Genomic DNA, 24,971 nt, shown 5'->3' on the forward strand with positions numbered 1-24,971 from the left:
CGTGGGCGGAAGCGTGCCGCTCGGTGGGGCCGATGGCGGTCGATCGCCGGCCGCGCCCGGCCGCGGCGGGTGCGCGCGTCAGGGGTGCCGGTCGGCGACGGCCCGGCCCGGGCGGAGCAGCGCCTCGGCGAGGGCGAGCATCGTCTCCTCGAGCCCGGTGAGCCGCCGGGCCACGTCCCCGTGGACGGGGTCCACGGCGCCGGCGACCGCGCCCGCGACCGTGCCGGCCACCATGCCGGTGACGGTCTCCCCGGTCCGCTGGCAGGCGGCCTCGATCCGTTCGCCGAGCGCGCCCTCCAGCCGGTCGAGGCGCTCGGTCAGCGCGGCGACCGCCCGGTCGAGGCGGGTGAACCGCCCGGCCGCCGCGTCCATGCCCGCCTGCACCTGGGTGAGGCGCCGGTTGACCTCGGCCACGGACTCGGTGAGGTCGCGCAGCCGGTCGCTCGCCGACTCCATCTGCTCGCGGAGGGGGTCGAGCTGCCGGCTCAGGGCCTCGGCCCAGGCCGGCGGCTTGGCGGTGAGCTCATCGAGCCGGGCGGTGACCTGCTCGACCGCCGTGGCCAGCCCGGCGACCTCGCGTAGCTCGCGGAGCAGCCATTCCATGCCTTCCACACGCTGGCGGATCTCCTCGAGCACGGCGCTCTGGGTGCGCTGCTCGTAGACGTGGTCCTGCGCCGCCCTGGCCAGCAGTTCGCGCATGCGGTCGGAGATGGCGGTCTGGCTGCCCGCCTGGAGGAGATTGTGGTTGGAGTGATCCACGGAAGGCTCCTTCACTCGCCGACGCGTGGGGTCCGATCAGGTACTCGGAGTGGGACGGGCGAACCGACTGCCCCGCGCCAACTGTAGGGCGTCGGCGCTGCTGGTTTCGGGCGGAGTGGAAAAGGTGGTAATTCAAAATGGTTTGCCGGAAAGCCCCTATCGGTCCTGATCAAACGGCCGACAGAGCAGGACATATGGCCGATCGCCGATCCGGGTGAGCACGACGACGGCCGAGCCGTCCCCGGAGAGCCGGAGCTCCTTGCGCAGCCGTTCCACGTCGACCGCGGAGCCGCGCTTCTTCATGGTGACCGTTCCTATTCCTCTTTCGCGCAGGACGGCGCGGAGCCGCTTGACCGAAAACGGCAGCACATCGGTGACCTCATATCCGGCCGCCCATTCCGTGCGCACGGCGCGGTCGCCGGTGAGGTAGGCGATGCGCGGGTCGATGAGGTGACCGTCCACCAGCTCGGCGACCTCACCGATCAGGTGGGCGCGGATCGCGGCGCCGTCGGGCTCGTACAGGTAGCGGCCGACCGGCCCGACATCCGCCCGGGCGCCGGTGGCGGTGAGCGTCGCGCCCGACGGGAGCAGGGTCGCCCGGCGGCCGCGCGCCCCCGTCCCGATCCAGATCGCCGCCTCCTTCACCTCGCCGCGGTACGAGACCCACTCGGCCTCGGCGTCCTCCGGAATGTTCGTATGGGATGCCCGGCGCGGCTGGGATGCCCGGCGCGGCCTTGATGCAGGCGGCCTTCGCCCGGTGGGCCAGGTCGAGCACGACCGGCCAGGCGGGGGAGTAGGCCATCGGGTCGAAGGTCCGCCCGCCCGCGCCGCGCCGGCCGGGGTCGGCGAAGAGCAGGCCGTACCCGGACGGATCGACCTCGGCGGCGTCGGCGACCCGGACCTCGACCGGGGCGGGCAGGCCGAGCGCCGCCGCGTTGGCGCGGGCGATCTCCACGGTGAGCGGGTCGCTGTCCACCGCGTCCACCGGGTGGCCGGCCCGGGCGAGCGCGATGAGGTCGCCCCCGATGCCGCAGCACACATCGAGCAGCGCCGGCGGGTCCGGGGAGAGCGCGGCGATCCGCCGCGCCCGGTGCCCGGCGACCTCGGGCCGGGTGGCCTGCTCCAGGCCGTCCGCGGTGAAGTACATGACCGCCGCGTCGGCGCCGAACTTGGCCCGGGCCCGGTCGCGCAGCGCCGCCTGGGTGAGCGCGGCCGAGGTGAGCTCCGGGGACCAGGTACGGCGCAGCGCGGTGATCACGGCCACCGGCTCGGTGCCCGCGGCGAGGAGCCGCTCCGCCTCGGCGAGGGCGCGCTGCCCCTCCGGCCCGAGCAGTTCGCGGAAGGTGCGAAGGTCCACGGCCTCACGACGTTACCGGCCGGTGGCCGCGGCGCGCCCGCCGCGGGACCCGGTGCGGTCCCCCTCGGCACCCCGGCGCGGGCGCCGCACGCACCGCCGTGCCGGGCCGCGCGGACGCGGCGATGCCCCGGTGATCCCGGTCACATGCCATCTGACCTGCGGCGCGGTTCGTGTTGACTGTCACGGCACACTTGCATACTGTTTCGTGTTGGCACTCTCCCCTTAAGAGTGCCAATGCGACGAGACAGGTCTGACACCCGCGACGGCAGGCCGCTGGTCGCCTCTTCAGCTGAATCATCCAAATCTGAAGGGGAGGTCCGATCGTGACGACGACCGCCACCAAGGTTCCCATTAAGCCGCTTGGCGACCGCATCGTGGTCCAGCCGCTTGAGGCCGAGCAGACCACCGCTTCCGGCCTGGTGATCCCGGACACCGCCAAGGAGAAGCCGCAGGAGGGCAAGGTACTCGCGGTCGGCCCGGGTAACTGGGACGAGGACGGCGAGAAGCGCATCCCGCTTGACGTCAAGGAGGGCGACATCGTCCTCTACAGCAAGTACGGCGGGACCGAGGTGAAGTTCGGTGGCGAGGAGTACCTGGTGCTCTCGTCCCGCGACGTGCTCGCCATCATCGAGAAGTAAGCCCGCGCGAAGCCTGGAGGAGCCCCGGGACGAGGACCCGGGGCTCTGGCCGCTCAGAGGAGACTTGAATGCCTAAGATCCTGGAGTTCGACGAGAACGCGCGGCGGGCTCTTGAGCGTGGCGTGAACGCCCTCGCCGACGCCGTCAAGGTGACTCTCGGCCCGCGGGGCCGGAACGTGGTCATCGACAAGAAGTTCGGCGCTCCCACCATCACCAACGACGGCGTGACCATCGCCCGTGAGGTGGAGCTGGAGCAGCCGTACGAGAACCTTGGCGCCCAGCTGGCCAAGGAGGTCGCGACCAAGACCAACGACGTCGCCGGTGACGGGACGACCACCGCGACCGTCCTCGCCCAGGCGATGGTCCGCGAAGGCCTGCGCAACGTCGCCGCCGGCGCCAACCCGCTGGCGCTGAAGCGGGGCATCGACAAGGCCGTTCAGGCCGTGAGCGACAAGCTGCTCGCGATCGCCCGCCACGTCGAGGACAAGAAGGAGATCGCGAACGTCGCGACGATCTCCGCTCAGGACGCCAAGATCGGTGAGCTGATCGCCGAGGCGTTCGACAAGGTCGGCAAGGACGGTGTGATCACCGTCGAGGAGTCGAACGCGATGGGCCTCGAGCTGGAGTTCACCGAGGGGCTCCAGTTCGACAAGGGCTACATCTCGGGCTACATGGTGACCGACTCCGAGCGGATGGAGGCGGTCCTCGAGAACCCGTACATCCTGATCCACCAGGGCAAGATCTCGTCGATCGCCGACTTCCTGCCGATCCTGGAGAAGGTCGCCCAGGCCAAGCGTCAGCTCCTGGTCATCGCCGAGGACGTCGAGGGCGAGGCGCTCGCCGTCCTGGTCACCAACAAGATCCGCGGCACCTTCACCTCGGTCGCGGTCAAGGCGCCGGGCTTCGGCGACCGCCGCAAGGCCATGCTCCAGGACATGGCCATCCTCACCGGCGGCCAGGTGGTGAGCGAGGAGGTCGGCCTCAAGCTCGAGCACGTCGGCCTCGAGGTGCTCGGTACCGCCCGCCGGGTCGTCGTCACCAAGGACAGCACCACGATCGTCGACGGCGCCGGTGACCCGAAGGCGATCGAGGACCGGATCCGCGAGATCCGCCTCGCCATCGAGCAGGCCGACTCCGACTGGGACCGCGAGAAGCTGCAGGAGCGGCTCGCCAAGCTCGCCGGCGGTGTCTGCGTGCTGCGGGTCGGTGCGGCCACCGAGGTGGAGCTCAAGGAGAAGAAGCACCGCCTGGAGGACGCGATCTCCGCGACCCGCGCGGCGATCGAGGAGGGCATCGTCGCCGGCGGTGGCTCGACGCTCGTCCACGTGTCGAAGGAGCTGGACGACCTCGGCCTCACGGGCGACGAGGCGACCGGTGTCTCCATCGTGCGCCGGGCGCTCGTCGAGCCGGCCCGGTGGATCGCGGAGAACGCCGGCCTCGAGGGCTCCGTGGTGGTCTCCAAGATCGCCGAGCTCAAGCCGGGTGAGGGCCTCAACGCCGCGACCGGCGAGTACGGCGACCTGATCTCCCAGGGCGTGATCGACCCGGTCAAGGTGACCCGCTCGGCGGTGCAGAACGCCGCGTCGATCGCGAGCATGCTGCTCACCACCGAGGCCCTGGTCGTGGAGAAGCCGGAGGAGGAGACCCCGGCCGCGGGTCACGGCCACGGTCACGGTCACGGCCACGGTCACTGATCACATCGGTCGTGAGTACGGCTCCCGCTCGCTCCGGGCGGGGGCCGTACTTTCTTATGCGCCGAATTCGACGAGAAAAGTCATCCGATTCCGGCTCTTCTCCGGAGAAATCCTGATATCAAACGGCAATCGAATGATCACGTCTGGTCATCACGCATCAATGTGACCAATCCGTAGCCGTTCCGCATGGCGACATCAACGATCGCGCTGGGCATTATGCCTAATGTGACTGAGGCAAACGTCGCTGACGCCGTAACCGGGGAAAGGCCTGCGACGAGTTCGGATGAGCCCGACCTCAGGGCACTCATCAGCCGTGCCGCCCAGGGCGATCCCGCCGCCGTCGAATCACTGCTGGGACAACTCCGCCCGATGGTGGTGCGTTACTGCCGGGCCCGGCTCAATGGGGTTTCCGGCCATCACCACATCGTCGACGATGTGGCGCAGGAAGTGTGCATCGCGGTGCTCTCGGCCCTGCCGCGCTACCGCGACATGGGGCGCTCGTTCGCGTCGTTCGTGCTCGGCATCGCCGCGCACAAAGTGGCCGACGCACTGCGCAATTCGGTCCGCTCGGCCGTGCCCACCCTGGATTTACCCGATGAGCCGGACGACGGGCCGGGGCCGGAGGAGACCGTGGTACGGCACAGCGAGGCCCAGCAGGCCAGAGATCTGCTCGCCGCCCTGCCGGACACCCAGCGCGAACTGCTCCTGCTCCGCGTGGTCTCCGGGCTGTCGGCCGAGGAGACCGGGAACGTCCTCGGCATGTCGCCCGGCGCCGTCCGGGTGGCCCAGCACCGGGCGCTCGCCCGGCTGCGCCAGCTCGCCGAGCTCGACCGCGTCTCGTAGGAAGCCGAACACCGCCGCGTCGCCCAGGCCGTCGGGCTCATCGGGCGCCGCATCCGGCCGCATGCGCGCCGCACCCGGCAGTGTCCCGTGGGGCGCCTCGTGGGACGCTCGCTGCCCGCGCTCCGGCGCGCTGCATCATGGCCCGCCGGACCGCCGCCTGCCCGGGCGTATCGCCGGGCCGCGGGCGGCCTCGGCGTGCGATCAGCGGCTCTCCTCGGCGTCGATCACGCCGTCGACGTAGCCGCGGGCGTAGTCCCAGGTCACGTAGTCGGCCGGGTCGGGCTGGAAGGCGGGCTCGTGGACCTGCGGCCGCCCGTTGTCGATCATCTGCTTGAGATTGCTCCGGAGCAGGTCCCAGTTGAAGTAGTGCTTTTCCCCGCAATCCGGGCAATCGAGTGCGAGACCGAGCACACCCTGCGGCTCCAGCAGCGAGCGGAAGACTTCGATGTCGGCGAGGTCCTGAAGCGCCTCATCACGCTCGGCGAGCGTCAGCGGCTCGGGCTCGTCCAGCATGCCGAGCTCGGCCGCAGGGTCGTCAGGGTCGTCCGCGAACGGGTCGCGGGGGAGGTCTTCCAGCACGTCTTCCACCTTATGCCTACGGCAGGCCCACCGGGTGAAGGTGCCGTTAACTGCTCCCCGGCGCCGTCGTGATCTATGCCGGCGCCCATGGCCGGGTCCCGGGCCGCGGCCGCGATCACCCCAACGCGCGACCGGCCGGTGGCGTCATCCTCCCCCGCTCGCCGGTTGGTGCCGGCGGGCCGCTGACCTCACCGCCGGGGCGGAGGCGGTGCCGCGACCGGCCTGGAGCTCTCCCGGGTCCCGATCCGCCCGGAGGGCCGCCGATGCGGTGCCGGGACGGCGTGCGCCATCAAAGACGCACGCGCGATCAAGGCGCACGCGCGGCCTCCGGACGGGTCCGCGTGCGCGAGCCCGGCCCGGGCGGCGATCCCGTCCGCCGGCGAGCGGAGGCGCGGCCCGGGAGCCCGAAGGCTTTCGCGACCGGCGAGGCGGCTGCGGCCACGGCCGGGCATCCGTGAGCCGCCCCTGCCTTCCGCGGCCGGGGCCACCGCCCGGGCCTCCGGGGCCGGGGAGGTGACGGTCACGCCACCGATCGCGCCGGCGATGACCCCGGCCTTCATGGCGGGAGGTCACCGCGCCGCCGATCGCGTCGATCTCCGGCCAGGGCTTCGTGGCCGAGGAAGCGGCCAGCGGCCCTCCGTGGCCGGGCAGTGGGGTGACGGCCCCGGAGCGCGAACGGGGTGACGTCCTCCCCGGGCCTTCCGTGGCCGGGGAGGTGACCCTCACGGCCGGGAACACGCGTCTTCACGGACGGGTATTGCGTTATGACGTTCCGTGACGCATTCTTGACTCAGCGTTAGCCGACGGTCCGCCATCCGGGCGCGGAGGGGGGCTCGATGGCGTGGCCGGCATGACGCCGCACTCCGTGGGGGACCGGTTCCCGGTCCCCCACTTTCTTTCCCGTGCCCCCTTGACAGGTCGGCACATTCCACCCCGAAAGCCACCACTAAACTGGCGTGGGGAGCACACGGGAGCCCGCGAGGGCAGGTAGGGAGGGTAGGAGATGGCCAAGTTCACCGAACCAGGGCTCACGTTCGACGACGTGCTCCTCGTCCCCGCCTATTCGGACATGCTGCCCGGGGAGGCGGACACCACCACCCGGCTCTCGCGGAACATCACCCTGCGGATCCCGCTCGTGTCCGCCGCCATGGACACGGTGACCGAGGCGCGCATGGCCGTCGCGATGGCCCGGCAGGGCGGGATCGGCATCCTCCACCGGAACCTCTCCATCGAGGAGCAGGCCCACCAGGTCGACCAGGTCAAGCGGTCGGAGGCCGGGATGGTCACCGACCCGGTCACCTGCACTCCGGACACCACGCTCGCCGAGGTGGAGCGGCTCTGCGCCACCTACCGGATCTCCGGCGTGCCGGTGACCGACGAGAACGGCGTGCTCGTCGGCATCGTCACCAACCGCGACATGCGGTTCGAGACCGACCAGAGCCGGCCGGTCCGCGAGGTCATGACCCCCATGCCGCTGGTGACCGCGCCGGTCGGCGTCTCCCGCGAGGAGGCGTTCCGCCTGCTCCGGCAGAACAAGGTGGAGAAGCTCCCGATCGTCGACGACGCGGGCAGGCTGCGCGGGCTCATCACGGTCAAGGACTTCATCAAGAGCGAGCAGTACCCGCTCGCCACCAAGGACGAGAACGGGCGGCTCCGGGTCGGGGCCGCGGTCGGCGTGGGCCCGGACGCCGAGCGGCGCGCCAAGACCCTCATCGAGGCCGGGATCGACGTCATCGTCGTGGACACCGCCCACGGCCACTCGCGCGGCGTGCTCGACATGGTCGCCAAGATCAAGTCGTTCGGCGGGGTCGACGTGATCGGCGGCAACGTCGCCACCCGGGCCGGGGCGCAGGCCCTGATCGAGGCCGGCGCCGACGCGGTCAAGGTGGGCGTGGGCCCGGGGTCCATCTGCACCACCCGGGTGGTCGCCGGGGTGGGCGCGCCCCAGCTCACCGCGATCTACGAGGTGGCCCAGGTGTGCCACGCGGCGGGCGTCCCCGTCATCGGCGACGGCGGCCTGCAGTACTCGGGCGACATCGCCAAGGCGATCGCGGCCGGCGCCGACTCGGTGATGCTCGGCTCGCTGCTCGCCGGGTGCGAGGAGTCCCCGGGTGAGCTGCTCTACATCAACGGCAAGCAGTACAAGTCGTACCGGGGCATGGGGTCGCTCGGCGCGGTGCGCAACCGCGAGCGGGGCGGCACCTCCTACAGCAAGGACCGGTACGCCCAGGACCAGGTGAGCGGGGACGACGCGTTCATCCCCGAGGGCATCGAGGGGCACGTGCCGTACCGGGGCCCGGTCGCGGCCGTGGCCTACCAGCTCGTCGGCGGCCTCCGCCAGGGCATGTGGTACACCGGTTGCCGGACCATCGCCGAGCTGCAGGAGAAGGCGCAGCTCATGCCGATCACGGCGGCCGGTCTCCGGGAGAGCCACCCGCACGACATCCAGATGATGGTCGAGGCGCCGAACTACTGGCGCTGAGCGGCGCGCGGCACCGACCGACCGGAGCGCGCCCACCGCCCAACGAAAGAAAGGCGAGATGAGTCACGTGGAGATCGGCCGAGGCAAGAGCGGGCGCCGGGCGTACGCGCTGGACGAGATCGGGATCGTCCCCTCCCGGCGGACCCGGGACCCGGAGGAGGTCTCGATCTCCTGGCAGATCGACGCCTACCGGTTCGACATCCCGCTGGTGGCGAGCCCGATGGACAGCGTCGTCTCCCCGCAGACGGCGATCGAGATCGGCCGGCTCGGCGGGCTCGCCGTGCTCGACCTGGAGGGCCTGTGGACCCGGTACGAGGACCCCACGCCGCTGCTGGAGGAGATCGCGAGCCTCGATGACGCGACCGCGACCCGGCGGCTGCAGGAGATCTACTCGGCGCCGATCCAGGAGGAGCTGATCGGCCGGCGGATCGAGGAGATCCGCGCCGGAGGGGTGACGACCGCGGTACGGCTCTCGCCGCAGCGGACGATCCGCTACTACAAGGCGGTGATCGACGCCGGGGTGGACATCTTCGTCATCCGCGGCACCACGGTCTCCGCCGAGCACGTCTCGGGCCGGGCCGAGCCGCTCAACCTCAAGCAGTTCATCTACGAGCTCGACGTGCCGGTGATCGTCGGCGGCTGCGCCACGTACCAGGCCGCGCTGCACCTGATGCGCACCGGCGCGGCCGGGGTGCTGGTCGGCTTCGGCGGCGGCGCCTCGCACACCACCCGGAACGTGCTCGGGGTGGCCGTGCCCATGGCGACCGCGATCTCGGACGTCGCCGCGGCGCGCCGCGACTACCTCGACGAGTCGGGCGGCCGGTACGTCCACGTCATCGCCGACGGCGGCATGGGCAAGTCCGGCGACATCGCCAAGGCGATCGCCTGCGGCGCGGACGCGGTCATGGTCGGCTCGCCGCTCGCCCGGGCGGTCGAGGCCCCGGGCCGCGGGTACCACTGGGGCTCGGAGGCGCACCACCCGTACCTGCCCCGCGGCAAGCGGGTGAAGATCGGCACGATCGGCACGCTCCGGGAGATCCTGCACGGGCCGTCCACGATCGCCGACGGGTCGATGAACCTCATGGGCGCGCTGCGGCGCACCATGGCCACGGCCGGCTACTCCGACCTGAAGGAGTTCCAGCGCGTCGAGGTGGTCGTCGCGCCGCCGCAACCGTAACCCGTCCCGCGCCGCCGCAGCCGGCGCGTTCGGTACGGCCCGCCCGCTCCGCCGCCGTGGCCTCCGCTCGGCGGGCCGGCCGTACCGCCGCGGTGCGCTAGCCGTGGCGGGGGGAGGGCGGGCGGACCCAGGTGCCCCGCTTCATCACGCCGTCGACCCGCAGGTCGTCGTCGAGCACGACCAGGTCGGCGTACTTGCCGATCGAGATGGACCCGATCGCGTCGTCGAGGCCGAGCAGCCGGGCGGGGGTGAGCGCGGTCATCCGGGCGGCGTCCACCAGGGAGACGCCGAGGTCGACGACCGCCCGGCGGAACGCCGCGTCCATGGTGAGCGTGCTCCCCGCGATCGCGCCCCCGTCCACGAGCCGGGCCACGCCGCCGCTCACCTCGACGTCCATCGGCCCGAGCCGGTAGCGGCCGTCGCCCATGCCCGCCGCGGCCATCGCGTCCGTGACCAGGGCGGTACGGCCCGGGCCGGTCCGGGCGATGGCGAGCCGCAGCACGGCCGGGTGGACGTGCACCCCGTCGTTGATGAGCTCGACGGTGACCCGCTCGTCCTGGAGCAGCGCCGCGATCGGCCCGGGGGAGCGGTGGGCGAGCGGCGGCATCGCGTTGAACAGGTGGGTCGCCACGGTCGCCCCGGCCTCGATGCCGGCGATCGTCTGCTCGTAGGTGGCGTCGGTGTGCCCGATCGCCGCCACCACCCCCTCGGCCACGGCCTCCCGGATCAGGTCGAGCGCGCCCGGCAGCTCGGGCGCGATCGTGATCATGCGGACGTGCCCGCGGCCCGCCTTGAGCAGGGACCGGAACTCGGCGCGGTCCGGCGCGCGGAGCAGGGCGGGGTCGTGCGCGCCGCACCGCTTCGCCGCGAGGTAGGGCCCTTCGAAGTGGATCCCGGCGATGACCCCTTGGTCGCACAGCTCGGCGAGCACGGCGGTGGCCCTGGCGAGGGTCTCGGGCGCCGCGGTCACCAGGCTGGCCAGTGTGGTGGTGGTCCCCCGGTCGAGGTGGAAGGCGGCCACGGCCGCCGCGGTCACCGGTTCGCCGTCGGGGTAGGAGCCTCCCGCCCCGCCGTGGGAGTGGATGTCGACGAAGCCGGGCACGACGAGGCGCCCGCCGAGGCTGTGCCCGTCCTGCGGCCGGTTCCCGCGGCCGATCCGGGTGATCCGCCCGTCGTCGACGGTGAGCCACCCGTCGTGCACCTCGCTCGGGGTCACGATGCGGAGATCTGTGAGCGTCATGCTCATGCGCCCCATCCTTCCGGGTCCGCGGCGTGGCCGCCGCGCGAGGCCGTACCCGGGCCGCTGCCCCGTGGCGCCGGTGCGCGAGCCGGGAGCCGGTGCGTACGGGTCGGTCTACCGGGTCTCTACCCGTTCCTCCCCAGGAGACCGGCATATTCGGAGATCGTTGGGCAATCCGGGCGCGGCGCTGATTGGCGTCCTGCTACCCACGGGTAGATACACCTCCGCAGGACGGGGCGAAGCCGTACCGAGGGAGCCCAATGACGGCGAGCATGGACACGGCACGGCTGGGGCCGGCCGAGCGGTCCGCCGCGCTCGAACGGATGCGGTCGCAGGAGTTCGACGTCGTCGTGATCGGCGCCGGGGTGGTCGGCGCGGGCGTGGCCCTCGACGCCGCGACCCGCGGGCTCTCGGTCTGCGTGGTGGAGGCCCGGGACTTCGCCTCGGGCACCTCGTCCCGTTCGTCCAAGCTGATCCACGGCGGCCTCCGCTACCTGGAGCACCTCAACTTCGACCTGGTGCGGGAGGCGCTCCGGGAGCGCGGGCTGCTCCTCCAGCGGATCGCCCCGCACCTGGTCCGGCCCGTGCCCTTCCTGCTGCCGCTCACCCACCACGTCTGGGAGCGGCCGTACATCGGCGCCGGGCTCGTGCTCTACGACACCCTCGGCTTCTCCTTCGGACACAAGCGCGGCCTCCCCGGTCACCGGCACCTCACCCGGCGGGCCGCCCTGCGGGTGGCGCCCGCGCTGAAGCGCACCGCGTTCACCGGCGCGGTGCAGTACTGGGACGCCCAGGTGGACGACGCCCGGTACGTGGTCACCCTGCTCCGCACCGCGGCCCGGTACGGGGCGCAGGTGGTGTCGCGGGCCGAGGCGGTCGGCTTCCTCCGCGAGGGCGAGCGGGTCACCGGCGTCCGGGTGCTCGACCGGGAGACCGGTGAGGAGCTGGAGGTCCGCGCCCGCCAGGTGGTGAACGCGACCGGGGTGTGGACCGACGAGATCCAGCAGCTCGTCGGCGGGCGCGGGCAGATCCACATGCGCGCCTCCAAGGGCGTCCACCTCGTGGTGCCCCGGGACCGCATCCACTCCTACACCGGGCTGATCATGCGCACCGAGAAGTCGGTGCTCTTCGTCATCCCCTGGGGCCGGCACTGGATCATCGGCACCACCGACACCACGTGGCACCTCGGCAAGGAGGACCCGGCCGCCTCGCGGTCCGACATCGACTACCTCCTCGACCACGTCAACGCGATGCTCTCCACCCCGCTCACCCGGGACGACGTGGAGGCCGTCTACGCCGGGCTCCGCCCGCTCCTCGCCGGGGAGTCCGAGGAGACCTCCAAGCTCTCCCGGGAGCACGTGGTGGCCCACCCGGTGCCCGGGCTGGTGATGGTGGCCGGCGGGAAGTTCACCACCTACCGGGTGATGGCCGCCGACGCCGTGGACGCGGTCGCGCACGGGCTCGACCAGCGGGTCCCGCCGTCCTGCACCGACCGGGTGCCGCTCGCCGGCGCCGACGGCTACCAGGCGCTGTGGAACTCCCGGTACCGGCTCGCCCGGTCGTCCGGCCTGCACGTCGCCAGGATCGAGCACCTGCTCCAGCGGTACGGCTCGCTGATCAACGAGGTGCTCGAGCTCATCGAACGGGACCCCTCGCTCGGCCGGCCGGTGTCCGGCGCCGACGACTACCTGCGCGCCGAGATCGTGTACGGCGTCACGCATGAGGGGGCGCGGCACCTGGGGGACGTGCTCAGCCGCCGGACCCGGATCTCGATCGAGACCTTCCACCGGGGCACGGCCGTCGCGCAGGAGGCCGCGGAGCTCATGGCCGGGCCGCTCGGCTGGAGCGGCGATCAGATCAAGCGCGAGGTGCAGGACTACCTGAAGCGGGTCGAGGCGGAGCGCGCCTCCCAGGAGCAGGACACCGATCAGGAGGCGGCCGCGGTCCGGCCGGCCGTGTCGTAGCCCTGCCCGCCCTACCGGCGGGCACCGGCCGCCCGGACGCTCGGTCGTGGGCGGACCTGGGAAGATCTCGGGGCCGTCGCCGTACCGCGCGCGCCGGCGGCCGGAGCGGAGCGCGGTGACGCCGCCGTTGATGGGCCGTGAACAATTCCTTACTCATCAGTAGCCACGGTCATATTTCCGAAATATTCTTCTGGCATGTCTGCCACGACCCGGACGCTCGACGCGGTGACGGTCAATCGGATCATCGGCCACGTCACCTCCGAGGGCAAGACACAGGAGATCATCGCGCCGTTCACCGGCCGTCCCCTGGCGGAGATCCCGATCTCGACCGCCGCCGACGTCCGTGCCGCGTACGCCACGGCGCGGGAGGCGCAGCGGGCCTGGGCCGCGCTGCCGGTGGAGGAGCGGGTCCGGCCGTTCCTCCGGCTGCACGACGCGATCCTCGACCGGCGCGAGGAGCTGCTCGACATCGTCCAGTGGGAGACCGGCAAGGCGAGGCGGCACGCATACGAGGAAGTGCTCGACGTGGTGGGCTGCACCCTCTACTACGCCCGCCGCGCCCCCAGGCTCCTCGCCCCCCGGCGCCGGCAGGGCATCTTCCCCCTCGCCACCCGGACCACCGAGCTGCGCCACCCCAAGGGCACCGTCGCGGTGATCACCCCGTGGAACTACCCGCTCTCGCTCGGCGTGACCGACGTGGTGCCCGCGCTGCTCGCCGGGAACACCGTGGTGCACAAGCCCGACACGCAGACCCCGCTGTCGGTGCTGTGGACCATCGACCTCCTCGTCGAGCTCGGCATGCCCCGCGACATCTGGCAGGTGGTGCTCGGCGACCCGGCCGAGATCGGCGGCCCGCTGCTCGACGGCGCCGACTACGTGGCGTTCACCGGCTCCACCCGCACCGGCCGCAAGATCGCCGAAGAGGCGGCGAAGCGGTTCATCGGCTGCTCGCTCGAGCTCGGCGGGAAGAACCCGATGATCGTCCTCGACGACGCCGACCTCGACCTCGCCGCGCACGGCGCGATCCGGGCGTGCTTCACCAACGCCGGCCAGCTCTGCATCTCCATGGAGCGGCTCTACGTCCACGAGTCGATCGCCGACCGCTTCCTCGACAAGCTGGTGCGCGCGGTGCGGAACATGCGGATCGGCCCGGGCTTCGACTGGGAGACCCAGATGGGCTCGCTCACCCACCGGCGGCAGCTCGAGGTGGTCTCCGCGCACGTGGCCGACGCGGTGAGCAAGGGAGCCAAGGTGCTCACCGGGGGCAAGGCCCGGCCCGACCTCGGCCCGCTCTTCTACGAGCCGACGATCCTCGACGGCGTCACCGAGGAGATGACGGTCTGCCGCGAGGAGACGTTCGGCCCGGTCGTCTCCGTCTACCGCTTCGCCACCGAGGACGAGGTCGTGGCCAAGGCCAACGACACGCCGTACGGCCTCAACGCCTCGATCTGGACGCGCGACCTGGCGCGGGCCCGCCGCCTCGCCGCCCGGATCAAGGCCGGCACCGTCAACATCAACGAGGGGTACGCCTCGGCCTTCGCGTCGTACGACGCGCCCATGGGCGGCATGAAGGCCTCCGGCATCGGCCGTCGGCACGGGGCCGAGGGCCTGCTCAAGTACACCGAGGTCCAGACCGTCGCCAGCCAGGCCACCTGGCTCGGCTTCGAGCCGATGCTCGGCATGGCCTACGACAAGTACGCCGGCCTGCTCGCCGGCGCGCTCAAGACCATGAAGCGGCTGCACATCAGGTGACCCCGGCGGTCCGTTCGAACGCTCACCAGGGAGAGCGCGTGCACATGGATTACGACGTCGTGGTCGTCGGCTCGGGGTTCGGGGGCAGCGTGGCGGCGCTCCGGCTGACGGAGAAGGGGTACTCGGTCGGCGTGCTGGAGGCGGGGCGCAGGTTCGACGAGAAGACCCTGCCCAAGACCTCCTGGCGCCTGCGGGACTTCCTGTGGGCCCCCGCCCTGGGGCTGAAGGGGATCCAGCGCATCCACCTGCTGCGCGGCGAGAGCGGGGTGCTGGTGCTCGCCGGGGCCGGGGTCGGCGGGGGCTCCCTGGTCTACGCGAACACGCTCTACGAGCCCCTCGACCCGTTCTTCACCGACCCGCAGTGGGCGCACATCACCGACTGGAAGGACGAGCTCGCCCCCTACTACGACCAGGCCAAGCGGATGCTCGGCGCGGTGGTCAACCCGTCCATGACCCCGGCGGACGAGGTCATGCGGAAGGTCGCCGAGCGGATGGGCGTGGGCGGCACCTTCCACCTCGCCCCGGTCGGGGTGTTCTTCGGCGAGCCCGGGGTCGAGGTCGACGACCCGTACTTCGGCGGGGTCGGCCCGCGCCGCCGCGGGTGCACCGAGTGCGGGGAGTGCATGACCGGCTGCCGCCACGGCGCCAAGAACATGCTCACCAAGAACTACCTCTACCTGGCGGAGAAGGCGGGGGCGAAGATCCACCCGGAGACCACCGTGGTCTCGGTCCGGCCGATCACCGGCGGGTACGAGCTCACCGTGCGCCGCACCGGCGTGTTCGGCCGCACCCGCACGATCACCGCCGGCCAGGTGGTCTTCGCCGCGGGCACGTACGGCACCCAGAAGCTGCTCCACCGGCTGAAGCGGACGACCCTGCCGAACCTCTCGCCCCGGCTCGGCGAGCTGACCCGGACCAACTCCGAGGCGCTGCTCGGCTTCGAGCGCCCGACCACGAGGGGGCCGAAGCTCAACCGCGGCGTGGCGATCACCTCGTCGTTCCACCCGGACGCGGAGACGCACATCGAGCCGGTCCGGTACGGCGACGGCTCCAACATGATGGCGCTGCTGCGCACGCTCCTGGTGGACGGGGGCGGGCGGACGCCCCGCTGGGCGCGGTTCCTCGGCGAGGTGGCCCGGCGGCCGCACCTGATCCCCTGGCTCTTCCGCATCCGCCACTGGTCGGAGCGGACCGTGATCGCCCTGGTCATGCAGGCGAAGAACAACTCGATCACGGTGCGGCTCCGCGGGGGCCGGCTCCGGGCCGAGCGGGGCCACGGCGAGCCGAACCCCACCTGGATCCCGGCCGGGCACCGGGCGGTGCGGATCGCCGCCGAGGAGGTCGGCGGCCTGCCCGGCGGCACCTGGCTCGACCTGTTCAACATCCCGGCGACCGCGCACTTCATCGGCGGCTGCGTGATCGGCGACTCCCCGGAGACCGGGGTGATCGACCCCTACCACCGGGTGTACGGGTACGAGGGCCTGCACATCGTGGACGGCTCGGCGATCTCGGCGAACCTGGGGGTGAACCCCTCGCTCACCATCACCGCCCAGGCCGAGCGGGCCATGGCGTTCTGGCCGAACAAGGGCGAGCCCGACCCCCGGCCGCCGCTCGGCTCGCCGTACGTGCGGATCAAGCCGGTGCCCCCGGCCAAGCCGGTCGTGCCGCCCTCGGCGCCCGGCGCGCTGCGCCTGCCCATCGTCGACGTCACCTGAGGGGCGGGCTCCGGCCCGAGGGACTCCCCGGCCTCGTGGCGGGACGGCCGGAGGGGCCGCCGCGCTCGCGCCCTGGGCGCGGACCCGGCCCGCGGCGCGGCGGCCACCGGGGACAACGCGCACGAGGCGGGCTCCCCGGCCCGCGGCGAGGGACCGCGGCACCGGCGGTCATGGCCCGGGCCCGAGAGACCGGGCCACGGTGCCCGGCCCGTGGTGCAAGGGACCCTGGTGCGGTGCGGGGATCCGGCCTGCGGGGTGAGAGGCCCTGGCCTGCGGCGCGGCAGGGCGGGTTCACCGCGCCGATAGACTGGCCGTACCGCTCGCTGGTTTTGGGGGTCCTTTCCGGTGTCCGAATTCGACACGGTCCTCGTCGTGGACTTCGGCGCGCAGTACGCGCAGCTCATCGCCCGCCGGGTGCGTGAGTGCCACGTCTACTCGGAGATCGTTCCCTCGACCATGCCGGTCTCCGAGATGCTGGCCAAGAAGCCCAAGGCGATCATCCTGTCCGGCGGGCCGGCGTCGGTGTACGCGGAAGGGGCCCCGTCGGTCCCCGAGGGCCTGTTCGAGACCGGGGTGCCGACGCTCGGCATCTGCTACGGGTTCCAGGCCATGGCCCAGGCCCTGGGCGGCCGGGTGGCCCGGACCGGGGTCGCCGAGTACGGCGGCACCGAGCTGAAGGTGCTGCACGAGGGCGTGCTGTTCGCCGGGCTGCCCGCGGTGCAGTCGGTGTGGATGTCCCACGGCGACTCGGTCGTGGAGCCCCCGCCCGGGTTCACGATCAGCGCGGCGACCGAGGCCACTCCGGTGGCCGCGATGGAGGACCCGCGGCGCGGGCTGTACGGCGTGCAGTTCCACCCGGAGGTGATCCACTCCGAGCACGGCAAGGCGGTCCTCAAGCACTTCCTCGACGCGGCCGGCTGCCGGCCCACCTGGACCATGCTCAACATCGTGGAGGACGCGGTCGAGGCCGTGCGCGAGCAGATCGGCGACGGCCGCGCGATCTGCGGGCTGTCCGGCGGGGTGGACTCGGCGGTGGCGGCCGCGATCGTCCACCGGGCGATCGGCGACCGGCTGACCTGCGTGTTCGTCGACCACGGGCTGCTGCGCAAGGGCGAGGCCGAGCAGGTGGAGCGCGACTTCGTCGCCGCCACCGGGGTGAAGCTGCGGGTGGTGGACGCCTCCGACCGGTTCCTCAAGGCCCTCGCCGGCGTGCGGGACCCGGAGGAGAAGCGCAAGATCATCGGCCGGGAGTTCATCCGGGTCTTCGAGGACGAGGCGCGCGCGATCCGCGCCACCGCCGGCGGTCCGGTGGACTTCCTCGTCCAGGGCACGCTCTATCCCGACGTGGTGGAGTCCGGGCACGGCACGGGCACCGCGAACATCAAGTCCCACCACAACGTGGGCGGGCTCCCCGAGGATCTGAAGTTCACCCTGGTGGAGCCGCTGCGCACGCTCTTCAAGGACGAGGTACGGCGGGCCGGGGAGGAGCTCGGCCTCCCGCCGGCGATCGTCTGGCGGCAGCCGTTCCCCGGGCCGGGGCTCGCCATCCGGATCGTGGGCGAGGTCACCCGGGAGCGGCTCGACCTGCTGCGCGAGGCCGACGCCATCGCCCGGGAGGAGCTGTCGCGGGCCGGCCTCGACCGGGACATCTGGCAGTGCCCGGTGGTGCTCCTCGCCGACGTGCGGTCGGTCGGGGTGCAGGGCGACGGGCGCACCTACGGCCACCCGGTGGTCCTCCGCCCGGTCACCTCGGAGGACGCGATGACCGCCGACTGGGCCCGCGTGCCGTACGACGTGCTCTCCAGGATCTCGACCCGGATCACCAACGAGCTGCCGGAGATCAACCGGGTGGTCCTCGACGTCACCAGCAAGCCGCCCGGCACGATCGAGTGGGAGTGACCGGGCCAGGACAACACTCCTGGCTAATGGAGCGTTTATCCCGAACCCGATAAGTTGGCGCGGGTGATCTCGTCCCCATCCATGATCAGCGGGTCCGACGCGACCGCCCAGCGCCTCGCCTGGCTGGACGCGCTGCGCGGGATCGGGGCCATGGCGGTGGTCGCCGAGCACATGCTCCCCTGGCTCATGCCGGCGCTCCGGCCGTACTGGTTCAACCTCGGCATGTACGGGGTGCTGGTGTTCTTCCTGGTGAGCGGGTACATCATCCCCGCCTCACTGGAGCGCAAGGGCGACGTCTCGACCTTCTGGATCAGCCGGATATTCCGGCTGTATCCGCTCTACCTGCTCGTCATCGGCCTGGTGCTGGTGATGGGGATCTGGGTGCCGGTCCGGCCGCACGTGCCGCGCGACGTCACCGCGGTCGCCGCGCACCTGACCATGCTCTCCGACGTCCACCACATGGCGGCCGTCGCCGACCCGATGTGGACCCTCTCCTACGAGATGGTCTTCTACCTGCTGGTGACCGCGCTCTTCCTCCGCGGGGCGCACCGGGCCAGCGGGTCCATCTCCATCGCCTTCGGGATCGCCGCGGTCGTCCTCGGCGTGGTGCTCACCGGGCCGCTGCTGCCGGACCGCTGGCCCGCGCTCGTCACCTGCGCGATCTTCGTGGCCGGGATCGCCTGCCTGATCACCGGCCGGTTCCGGACGGTCGCCGGGTACACGCTGGGGCTGATGGCCCTGGTGCTCCTCGTCTTCGGCAGCTACGTGCCCTGGTTCGCGGCGGCGATCCTCTCGGTGATGTTCGCCGGGACCGCCATCTACCGGTGGGAGCAGGGGACCGGCTCCCTCGTCCCGGTCGCCGTCTCGCTCGGGCTGGTGGCCCTGGCCCCGGTCCAGGCCGTACAGGCCGGCTGGTGGTGGGTGCAGCCCCGCGTCTGGACCACCACGATCGCCCTCGCGGCCGGGACGTTCGCGCTCGCCATGGCGCTGCGCGGACGCCGGCTGCCCCGCGTGCTCCCCTGGCTCGGATTGATCAGCTACTCGGTCTACCTCATCCACCAGCCCATGCTGCGGTGGCTCCAGGCCGCCCTGGGGGACCTGCGCCTGCTGCCCACCGAGCAGCGGGCCGCGCTCATGGCCGGCTACCTCGCCCTGCTGCTCAGCGTGAGCTGGCTGACCTACCGGTACCTGGAGGCCCCGGCGCAGCGGTTCGGCCGGCGGCTCGCCCGGCGGAGGCGGGTCGCCGCGGAGCCCGCGGCGGCATGAGCCGCGCGTCCGCACCCCTGAGCCGCCGGGAGGCAGGCACCCCTGAGCCGCCGTGAGGCGCGCCCGGACCGGCGCGCGCCGGGACGCGCGGCCGCCGCCCGCCGGCTCCCGGCTTCCGGGCGTCACGGGGCCGTGCAGGACAAGGTACGGAGGCCGTCCAGGGCGAGGAGCGCCCGGGGCGTACCGCGGCCGCCGTCGGCCGATGGGCCGGTGATCGACGTCCCGCCGGTGGGCGGTACAGGGGCGTGTCGCGGCCGGGGCCGATCGCTCCGCATGGCGTGACCGGCCGCCATCGCACCCGGCCGGCGAGGGAGGCTCAGGCATGGGGGTCAGGGCGCGGCGCGCCGTGGCCGGCCGCCGCCGGCCCGGCCGGCGCGTCGTGCTCGGCCACGAGCCGGTCGATCGACGCCCCGCCGACCAGGCGGTCCAGGGCAGCGGTCATCGTGGGGCAGTCGCGCACCGGATGCTCGGCCGGGCAGTCCAGCGCGTGGGCCAGGAACCGCTGCGCGCCCCGGGCCCGGGCGATCACCTCGTCCAGGTGGGCGATCTGCCGCGCCACGGCCTCGCGCCACTCCGGATCCGGCGCGTCCAGGATCGCCGCGGCGGTGTCCAGCCCGATGCCGAGCTGCTGAAAGATCTTGATGAACGCCAGGCGGCGCAGCTCTTCGGGGGAGTACATGCGCCTGCCGCCGTGGCGCCGGGGCCGGACCAGGCCGCGCTCGTCGTAGTAGCGGAGCGCCGACGGCGCCAACCCCAGCCGGGCCGCCGCCTCACCGATCGGGATGAGGTCCATCCCGTCATTTGACTTCAAGCCGACTTGAACCGGCAAGGTCGGAGACATGAGCGCTGCGGACGTGCTACCGGTCAACCACCACGCCGACCACCCGGGCTTCTCCGGGGTGATCGGCACGGTGATCGGATTGATCTTCTTGCTGGCGGGGCGGCCCACCGCCCGTCTCGCCGCCGACCTGGCGGCGGTCGGGCCCGGCGACCGGGTCGCCGACATCGGCTGCGGCCCCGGCACCGCGGTGCGGGAGGCCGCCCGCCGGGGCGCGCAGGCCACGGGCGTGGATCCCGCCCCGGTGATGCTGCGGTGGGCCCGGATGGCCGGCCGCGGCGAGGCGATGGAGTGGCGCGAGGGCACCGCGGAGCGCGTGCCGCTGCCGGACGGCTGGGCGACGGTCTGGTGGTCGCTGGCCACCGTCCACCACTGGAAGGACGTCGAGGCCGGGCTCCGGGAGGCGTACCGGGTGCTGGCCCCGGGCGGGCGGCTGCTCGCGATGGAGCGGCAGATCGCGCCGGGGGCGACCGGCCAGGCCTCGCACGGCTGGACCCGCCGGCAGGCCGACGCCTTCGCCGATCACTGCCGGGCGGCCGGGTTCACCGACGTCACCGTCACGGCGCACCGCGCCGGGCGCCGGGATGTCTGGGTGGTGACCGCCACCCGGCCCTGACCGCCCGCACGCCGCGCCGGCCGGGCACCGGCGCCCGGCGCGCCCTGCGCCGCCGGCGTACGCGAAAGCCACCCGTCCGGCGGGCGGGCCCATCCGGCGGCTCAGCCGACGACCTGGGGCCGCGGCGGGTACACCTGGCCGGGGGTGACCTCCTCACCCTCCATCAGGGTGGAGACGGTCACGAAGCGGTAGCCCTGCTTGGAGAGCCGCTCGAGCACCGCCGGGAGGGACTGGACCGTCTCCTTCACGGTCTCGTGCATGAGGACGATCTCACCCGGCCCGGCGACCTCCAGGGCGCGCCGGGTGAGCAGGCCGACCTTGCGGTAGTCCTTGACGTAGTCCTTGGTCGCGACGGTCCCGGGGACCTGCACCATCCCGAACTTGCCCACCACGTCCAGCACGCCCGCGTTGTAGAGGCCGCCCGGCGCCCGGAAGACCACGGGCCGCTTGCCGGTCGCCTTCCTGATGATCTGCTGGGCCTTCTGGACCTGGGTGTAGATCTCCCGGTACTCGAGCTCGGTCAGGTACTTGTGGTCGTAGGTGTGGTTGCCGATCTCGTGCCCCGCCTTGGCGACCTGAGCGGCGAGCTTCGGGTGCTTGCGCACCCGGTTGCCGATCATGAAGAAGGTCGCCTTGGCGTTGTACTTCTTCAAGACCTTGAGCAGGGTGCCGGTGTACTCGGCCGGGCCGTCGTCGAAGGTGAGCGCGATGCACTTGTGCCGCGCGCAGAACGGCTCCGTGGCCGTGCTCCCGGCCGCGGTCTCCGGCCCGGCGTGAGCGGGCGCCGCCGGGATCGCCGCCAGGGCGAGCGCGACGGCGAGGGGGATCAGACGCCGCGACTTCATGGTGCTGCTCCTCGAGGGGGATGATTCACCGGCGCATGGTAACGCGATCACCTGAATGGCCCGGGCCCGGATTCCAAGAGCGGTAAACAATGCGGCAAGAACTCCGGGGAACGGACCACGGCCCCGGCGAAGTCGGCGATGCTGGCCCGGTCGATCGGTGAACCGGACAGCGAGGAGGGCGGGTGATCCGAGCCGCCGCCCGAACGCCGCGGACGTGGGGGGCATCCGTCGGCTTCGAAATCTGCCCTGAGCTGCTCGACCGGCTCGTGGACGGCTTCGCCGGCCCGTGGCTCCCGCTGGCGGAGAGCCCGCGGCCGGACGACGCCGCCGAGCCGTACGACTGTGTGATCATCGCCGCCCGGACGCCCGCGGACGTGCGCCGGGCCGTACCGCTGGCCGGCCTGCTGCCGCGGGCGCGGCGCGTCCGGCTCGTGATAGCCGAGGTCCCGCCGTGGGCCGCGCAGCCCGTCCCGGTGCCCGGTCACGAGGCCGGCTGGTGCCACCTGAGCGAGCTGCGGATCGGCCGCACCGGCACCGGCTGGTGGTGCGACGCCCGCTTCGCCGAGCCCGTGGCCGGGGGAGAGGTGCTCGTCCGCCCGTCACTGCCCTGCGCCGCGCTCACCGAGTCCGCCGCCGGGTACGCGATCGCCTGCGGTGCGGAGACGCTCGTCCGGATCCCGCCGAGCGGCGAGCTCACCGACGCGGACGTGGCGCGGCTCCGGGACGCCCGCGGCGTGACCGTGCCCGCGCTGCCCGGGCGGCCGGTGGCCGCCGCCCGGATCGTCGCCGCGCTCTGCGCCGCCGGGGTGCCGGTGCTCGCCGCGGCCGATCCCGCGCGGGACGCGCTGCTCGGGGCCGAGCTCGCCGCCCTGCTCGAGCAGGCCGACCCCGACCGGCTCGCCTCCGACCTGTGCCGGGAGGTGCTCAGCATCCGGCTCCGCCGGTGCGCGCTGCGCCGCCACGGGGCCGTGGCCCGCTGGCGGACCATCGTGTCCGCCACCGGGCTCGCCCCGCCGCTGGAGCCGACGGTCTCGATCCTGCTCTGCACCCGGCGGCCGGAGATGATCCCGTTCGCCATCCGGCAGATGGAGGCGCAGCGCGGGGTGCGGGCGGAGCTCATCCTCGGGCTGCACGGGGTGCCCGCGCGGCAAGTCGCGGCCGGCAGCGTGCTCCTCCCGATCACGGTGGTCGAGGCCCCGGCCGAGATGCCCTTCGGACAGGTGCTCAACCGGATGGCGGCGGCCGCCTCGGGCGCCTTCCTGGCGAAGGTGGACGACGATGACTGGTACGGCCCCGACCACCTCGCCGACCTCGTGCTCGCCCAGCTCTACTCAGGGGCCGACCTGGTCGGCTCGGCGGCCGAGTTCGTCTATCTCGAGCCGATCGACGTGACGATCCGGCGCGCCATCGCCACCGAGCGGTACGCCCCGCTCGTCGCCGGGGGCACGATCCTCATCACCCGGGCCATGTTCGACGCGGTCGGCGGCTTCCGGCCGCTCGCCCGCACGGTCGACGGGCAGCTCCTCCAGGCGGTGCGGGCGGCCGGCGGGCGGATCTACCGGACCCACGGGTTCAACTACGTCCTCCGCCGCAGGTACGCCCGGGGCCACACCTGGCAGCAGCCCCTCCCGGCCTTCCTCACCTCCTACGAGGAGCAGTGGCGCGGGCTGGTCTTCACCGAGCTGATGGAGAGGCAGACGGTGCTCACCGGTGGGCAGAGGTGACTCGGATGCAGGGGAAGCCGCGGATCCCGCTCAACGACTACGGCGTCCTCGGCCCGCCACCGCGCCTGGGGGAGTGGCGGCCCACCCTGGCGGTGAGCGTGGTCATCCCCGCCTACCGGGCCGAGGCGACGCTGCCGCTCACCCTGGCCAGCCTCGCCCACCAGAGCTACCCGGCCCACCTGCTCGAGGTGATCGTGGTCGACGACGGAGACGAGCCGCTGGGACCGCTCCCCGGGCCCGTGCCCGAGCGGCTCCGGGTGATCCGCCGGCCGCCCGGCACCTGGGGCAAGGCGAACGCCTGCGCCATCGGCGCCGAGGCGGCCGACGGGGACGTCGTCCACTTCCTCGACGCCGACCTCGTGCTCTTCCCCGAGCACATCGAGGCGCACATGCGCTGGCACCACCTCGCCGACTACCTCGTCGTGCTCGGCCGCGTCCGGTTCACCCCCGGCCTGGACGAGACACCGGCCGGCGAGGTGCTCGCCGCGATCGAGGCGGGGGCGCTCGCCAAGCTCTACGCCGAGGAGGACACCGTCCCGCAGTGGACCGAGCGGCACTGGGACGAGAGCGCCGACCTGCGGACCGCCGGGCTGCGCGCGTTCCACGTCACCGTGGGCGCGACCACCTCGCTCCCGGCCGAGCTGCTCCGCACGGCCGGCGGGGTGGACCGGGCCCTGGTCCTCGGCGAGGACACCGAGCTGGGGTACCGCCTCGCCCAGCAGGGCGCGGTGTTCGTCGCCGAGCGCGCGGCGCGCTGCTGGCACCTGGGCCCCTCCACGGTGATGCGCCGGGAGCGGGAGGTGAAGCGGCACAACTGGCCCTACCTGGCCGAGCGCGTGCCCACGTTCCGCTGGCTCCGCCGGCACCCCGCGCGCAGCCACCTCGTCCCGTACGTCGAGGTCGTGGTGCCGGTGGGGAACGCCTCCTTCGAGGCCGTGCGGGCCACGGTCGACGGGGTGCTCGCCGCGCGGCCGGCCGACCTGACCGTCACGATCGCCGGGCCGTGGGGGCGGCTCCGCGACGGCCGGCGGGACCCGCTCGCCGACCCCGACCTCGACCTCCGGCTGATCCGGGCCTGCTACGCGGGCGAGGCCCGGGTGGCGTTCCAGGAGTCCGTCCCCGGCAGCGCGTTCCCCGCCCCGTTCCGCCTCCACTGCCCGCCGGGCTGGGTCCCGGCGCGCCACACCGTGGCATCCCTCATCAAGCACGCCGACCGGCACGGGCTCGGGCTCATCTGCGTCGCCCTGGAGGAGCGCGGCGCGCGCATCGTGCACGCCCGGCTGGAGCGGACCGCGGCGGTGAACCGGGCCCGCCGGTGCGCCGGGCCCCACGACCGGATCGACGACCTGGTCCACGAGATGTTCGGGTCGGTGTGGACCGCCGGGGAGACCTGGGGCTTCACCAGGGCGGGCGCGGCCGTGCCCCCGCCGCGGGCGCGCCGGCCGCGGCGCGGGCGGCGCGACGCGCCCACGGGCGGCGCGCTGCGCCGTACCACCACCCGGCTCCGGCGCCGGCTGCGCGCGCTCGTGCGCCCCGCCGCACGGTGACGCCCGGGCCGCCGATCGACGACGAGTGCAGCCGCC

20 protein-coding genes are annotated in these 24,971 nt (G+C 73.0%); 13 read left to right on the forward strand and 7 right to left on the reverse strand.

Annotated features, from left to right (window positions below):
* Window positions 1–78 precede the first annotated feature (78 nt).
* The 3 genes from TBIS_RS03080 to TBIS_RS03085 all read right to left on the reverse strand — a co-directional run bounded on the left by TBIS_RS03080 (window position 79) and on the right by TBIS_RS03085 (window position 2,116).
* The gene (locus tag TBIS_RS03080; RefSeq protein ID WP_013130877.1) at window positions 79–759 is read right to left on the reverse strand and encodes a hypothetical protein; all 681 of its coding nucleotides are present in this window, start codon (window positions 757–759) and stop codon (window positions 79–81) included.
* Window positions 760–915: 156 nt separating this feature from the next.
* Window positions 916–1,221: a THUMP-like domain-containing protein gene (locus tag TBIS_RS19680; protein WP_242384302.1), complete on the reverse strand. Its 306-nt coding sequence runs from the start codon at window positions 1,219–1,221 to the stop codon at window positions 916–918.
* Window positions 1,222–1,234: 13 nt separating this feature from the next.
* Window positions 1,235–2,116, reverse strand: a complete 882-nt coding sequence (locus tag TBIS_RS03085; protein WP_242384303.1) for a class I SAM-dependent methyltransferase — start codon at window positions 2,114–2,116, stop codon at window positions 1,235–1,237.
* Window positions 2,117–2,439: 323 nt separating this feature from the next.
* Between TBIS_RS03085 and groES the strand changes: the two genes are divergently transcribed.
* From groES to TBIS_RS03100, 3 genes are all read left to right on the forward strand, one after another.
* Window positions 2,440–2,754, forward strand: coding sequence for a co-chaperone GroES (groES, locus tag TBIS_RS03090; RefSeq protein WP_013130878.1), 315 nt, complete (start codon window positions 2,440–2,442; stop codon window positions 2,752–2,754).
* A gap of 68 nt (window positions 2,755–2,822) precedes the next feature.
* On the forward strand, window positions 2,823–4,448 hold the full coding sequence (gene groL / locus TBIS_RS03095; protein ID WP_013130879.1) for a chaperonin GroEL: 1,626 nt from the start codon (window positions 2,823–2,825) through the stop codon (window positions 4,446–4,448).
* 216 nt (window positions 4,449–4,664) lie between these two features.
* A complete protein-coding gene (locus tag TBIS_RS03100; protein WP_013130880.1) occupies window positions 4,665–5,291 on the forward strand; it encodes a sigma-70 family RNA polymerase sigma factor in 627 nt (208 codons plus the stop codon).
* A 201-nt stretch (window positions 5,292–5,492) separates the two neighbouring features.
* On the opposite strand, the gene TBIS_RS03105 is transcribed toward TBIS_RS03100, so the two are convergent.
* Complete coding sequence (locus TBIS_RS03105; protein WP_013130881.1) at window positions 5,493–5,870, reverse strand: DUF5319 domain-containing protein; 378 nt, start codon at window positions 5,868–5,870, stop codon at window positions 5,493–5,495.
* Between the two features lie 1,003 nt (window positions 5,871–6,873).
* On the opposite strand from TBIS_RS03105, the gene guaB reads away from it, so the two are divergent.
* Together guaB and TBIS_RS03115 are read left to right on the forward strand one after the other, a co-directional pair.
* Window positions 6,874–8,352: an IMP dehydrogenase gene (guaB, locus tag TBIS_RS03110; protein WP_013130882.1), complete on the forward strand. Its 1,479-nt coding sequence runs from the start codon at window positions 6,874–6,876 to the stop codon at window positions 8,350–8,352.
* A 58-nt stretch (window positions 8,353–8,410) separates the two neighbouring features.
* Entirely contained in the window at window positions 8,411–9,529 is a 1,119-nt protein-coding gene (locus tag TBIS_RS03115) for a GuaB3 family IMP dehydrogenase-related protein (RefSeq protein ID WP_013130883.1), read from the forward strand.
* Between the two features lie 97 nt (window positions 9,530–9,626).
* Here the strand turns inward: TBIS_RS03115 and nagA are convergent, their stop codons facing one another.
* Entirely contained in the window at window positions 9,627–10,775 is a 1,149-nt protein-coding gene (gene nagA / locus TBIS_RS03120) for an N-acetylglucosamine-6-phosphate deacetylase (RefSeq protein ID WP_013130884.1), read from the reverse strand.
* Window positions 10,776–11,029: 254 nt separating this feature from the next.
* Here nagA and glpD point away from each other — a divergent pair, with 254 nt between their 5' ends.
* The 5 genes from glpD (at window position 11,030) to TBIS_RS03145 (ending at window position 19,365) form a co-directional block, all read left to right on the forward strand.
* Window positions 11,030–12,733: a glycerol-3-phosphate dehydrogenase gene (gene glpD / locus TBIS_RS03125; RefSeq protein WP_013130885.1), complete on the forward strand. Its 1,704-nt coding sequence runs from the start codon at window positions 11,030–11,032 to the stop codon at window positions 12,731–12,733.
* Window positions 12,734–12,928: 195 nt separating this feature from the next.
* A complete protein-coding gene (locus tag TBIS_RS03130) occupies window positions 12,929–14,485 on the forward strand; it encodes a succinic semialdehyde dehydrogenase (RefSeq protein WP_013130886.1) in 1,557 nt (518 codons plus the stop codon).
* 44 nt (window positions 14,486–14,529) lie between these two features.
* On the forward strand, window positions 14,530–16,200 hold the full coding sequence (locus TBIS_RS03135) for a GMC family oxidoreductase (RefSeq protein ID WP_013130887.1): 1,671 nt from the start codon (window positions 14,530–14,532) through the stop codon (window positions 16,198–16,200).
* A gap of 345 nt (window positions 16,201–16,545) precedes the next feature.
* Window positions 16,546–18,099 (forward strand): glutamine-hydrolyzing GMP synthase, encoded by a 1,554-nt coding sequence (gene guaA / locus TBIS_RS03140; RefSeq protein WP_013130888.1) that lies wholly within the window; start codon window positions 16,546–16,548, stop codon window positions 18,097–18,099.
* 63 nt (window positions 18,100–18,162) lie between these two features.
* On the forward strand, window positions 18,163–19,365 hold the full coding sequence (locus tag TBIS_RS03145) for an acyltransferase family protein (protein WP_241019853.1): 1,203 nt from the start codon (window positions 18,163–18,165) through the stop codon (window positions 19,363–19,365).
* 316 nt (window positions 19,366–19,681) lie between these two features.
* On the opposite strand, the gene TBIS_RS03150 is transcribed toward TBIS_RS03145, so the two are convergent.
* A complete protein-coding gene (locus tag TBIS_RS03150) occupies window positions 19,682–20,158 on the reverse strand; it encodes a MerR family transcriptional regulator (protein ID WP_013130890.1) in 477 nt (158 codons plus the stop codon).
* Between the two features lie 46 nt (window positions 20,159–20,204).
* On the opposite strand from TBIS_RS03150, the gene TBIS_RS03155 reads away from it, so the two are divergent.
* A complete protein-coding gene (locus tag TBIS_RS03155) occupies window positions 20,205–20,819 on the forward strand; it encodes a class I SAM-dependent methyltransferase (RefSeq protein ID WP_013130891.1) in 615 nt (204 codons plus the stop codon).
* 101 nt (window positions 20,820–20,920) lie between these two features.
* Here the strand turns inward: TBIS_RS03155 and TBIS_RS03160 are convergent, their stop codons facing one another.
* The gene (locus TBIS_RS03160; protein ID WP_013130892.1) at window positions 20,921–21,664 is read right to left on the reverse strand and encodes a polysaccharide deacetylase family protein; all 744 of its coding nucleotides are present in this window, start codon (window positions 21,662–21,664) and stop codon (window positions 20,921–20,923) included.
* Window positions 21,665–21,846: 182 nt separating this feature from the next.
* Here TBIS_RS03160 and TBIS_RS03165 point away from each other — a divergent pair, with 182 nt between their 5' ends.
* On the forward strand, window positions 21,847–23,388 hold the full coding sequence (locus tag TBIS_RS03165; RefSeq protein WP_013130893.1) for a glycosyltransferase family protein: 1,542 nt from the start codon (window positions 21,847–21,849) through the stop codon (window positions 23,386–23,388).
* A gap of 5 nt (window positions 23,389–23,393) precedes the next feature.
* Entirely contained in the window at window positions 23,394–24,935 is a 1,542-nt protein-coding gene (locus tag TBIS_RS18960; RefSeq protein ID WP_013130894.1) for a glycosyltransferase family 2 protein, read from the forward strand.
* Window positions 24,936–24,971: the final 36 nt, after the last annotated feature.

Source organism: Thermobispora bispora DSM 43833, assembly GCF_000092645.1.
Lineage (GTDB): Bacteria > Actinomycetota > Actinomycetes > Streptosporangiales > Streptosporangiaceae > Thermobispora > Thermobispora bispora.

What these genes read in the sequence shown, in the direction of transcription:
- groL (WP_013130879.1), top strand. Translation starts at nt 2,823, where the DNA reads ATGCCTAAGATCCTGGAGTTCGACGAGAACGCGCGGCGGGCTCTTGAG.
- TBIS_RS03100 (WP_013130880.1), top strand. Translation starts at nt 4,665, where the DNA reads ATGCCTAATGTGACTGAGGCAAACGTCGCTGACGCCGTAACCGGGGAA.
- guaB (WP_013130882.1), top strand. Translation starts at nt 6,874, where the DNA reads ATGGCCAAGTTCACCGAACCAGGGCTCACGTTCGACGACGTGCTCCTC.
- TBIS_RS03115 (WP_013130883.1), top strand. Translation starts at nt 8,411, where the DNA reads ATGAGTCACGTGGAGATCGGCCGAGGCAAGAGCGGGCGCCGGGCGTAC.
- nagA (WP_013130884.1), bottom strand. Translation starts at nt 10,775, where the DNA reads ATGAGCATGACGCTCACAGATCTCCGCATCGTGACCCCGAGCGAGGTG.
- glpD (WP_013130885.1), top strand. Translation starts at nt 11,030, where the DNA reads ATGACGGCGAGCATGGACACGGCACGGCTGGGGCCGGCCGAGCGGTCC.
- TBIS_RS03130 (WP_013130886.1), top strand. Translation starts at nt 12,929, where the DNA reads ATGTCTGCCACGACCCGGACGCTCGACGCGGTGACGGTCAATCGGATC.
- TBIS_RS03135 (WP_013130887.1), top strand. Translation starts at nt 14,530, where the DNA reads ATGGATTACGACGTCGTGGTCGTCGGCTCGGGGTTCGGGGGCAGCGTG.
- TBIS_RS03150 (WP_013130890.1), bottom strand. Translation starts at nt 20,158, where the DNA reads ATGGACCTCATCCCGATCGGTGAGGCGGCGGCCCGGCTGGGGTTGGCG.
- TBIS_RS03155 (WP_013130891.1), top strand. Translation starts at nt 20,205, where the DNA reads ATGAGCGCTGCGGACGTGCTACCGGTCAACCACCACGCCGACCACCCG.
- TBIS_RS03160 (WP_013130892.1), bottom strand. Translation starts at nt 21,664, where the DNA reads ATGAAGTCGCGGCGTCTGATCCCCCTCGCCGTCGCGCTCGCCCTGGCG.
- TBIS_RS18960 (WP_013130894.1), top strand. Translation starts at nt 23,394, where the DNA reads ATGCAGGGGAAGCCGCGGATCCCGCTCAACGACTACGGCGTCCTCGGC.